The 1,208-nt window shown below is 71.2% G+C and carries 1 protein-coding gene; it reads left to right on the top strand.

Annotated features, from left to right (window positions below):
• Window positions 1–1,193 (top strand): alpha/beta hydrolase-fold protein (locus ABD323_RS11460; RefSeq protein WP_344441236.1); only part of this gene is annotated, 1,193 nt, incomplete at its 5' end.
• Between the last annotated feature and the right edge of the window lie 15 nt (window positions 1,194–1,208).

Here is a 1,208-nt window from a genome sequence, read left to right as displayed (position 1 = left end):
CGGGGATGATCATCGTCATGCCCGACGGCGGCCCTCGCAGCTGGTACACCAACTGGCTCCAGCAGAACACCGAGGCCGGTGCGCAGAACTGGGAGAACTTCGAGACGAACCAGGTGATCCCGTTCGTCGACGCCAACCTGCGCACCGAGGCGGACCGGGCGCACCGGGGCATCGCCGGGATCTCCATGGGCGGCTTCGGCGCCCTGCACCTGGCCCAGTTGCACCCGGACCTGTTCAGCCAGGTCGCCACCCTGTCCGGCGAGGACGACGTCTCCCGGAACGAGATGATCTTCCGCGAGGTCATGGTCGCCTCCATGACCAACCAGAAGACCCAGGTCCCCGCCGCGCTGATCGACCTGCTGGCCCCCGGCGTCCGGCAGTGGAGCTACTGCCACCCGGTCAGCGACCCCTACGAGCCCAGCGTCTCCAACACCGATGCGATGTACGGGACGCCGTACCCGTTCTCGCTGGTGACTCCCCCGTACAACGACTCGCTGTGGAACGCGGCCGACCCCACCGAGCACGCCTCCGCCTTCGCCGGGATGAACGTCTCCGTCTACGTCGGCAACGCCTCCGGCAACGTGGGCAACGACGAGTTCTGGCTGGAGAGCGCCTCGCAGCACTTCGCCGCCGCCCTGGTGAGCGCCGGTCAGCACCCGCACTTCGTGGACTACGGCGGCGGGGCCGGCTGGGGCTCGTGCGACGGCGGTCACGACTACTCCTGCTGGGACCAGGACCTGGTGGACCTGCTGCCGCGGATGCAGGTCGCCTTCTCGGGTGCCCCGGCCACGCCGGCCACCGCGGTCGGCCCGGCCACCGTCGCGAACCAGGGCCTGTGCCTGGACGTGAGGGGCGGGGCGTTCATCGACGGCACGCCGGTGCAGGTCTACGGCTGCAACGGCACCGTGGCGCAGAGCTGGACCTTCGGCTACGGCAACACCGTGCAAGCGCTGGGCAAGTGCCTGGACGTGGCCGGCGGCGGCACCGGCAACGGCACCGGCGTCGACCTCTACCCGTGCAACGGCACCGGCGCCCAGAACTGGGTCCCCCAGGCCGACGGCACGCTGCTCAACCCGCGGTCGGGCCGCTGCCTCTCCGACGCGAACTGGGGCGGCCCCGGCACCCAGAGCGTCATCTGGGACTGCGGCGGCGGCACCGACCAGCGGTGGACCCTGCCGAAGACCACCGCGTAGCGCGGGCGGGGGGGG

It is taken from the genome of Kitasatospora nipponensis, assembly GCF_039528135.1.
Taxonomy (GTDB): Bacteria; Actinomycetota; Actinomycetes; order Streptomycetales; family Streptomycetaceae; genus Kitasatospora; species Kitasatospora nipponensis.
The sequence above is the reverse complement of the archived record's forward strand: the minus strand, read 5'-3'. Positions and strand labels throughout refer to the sequence as shown.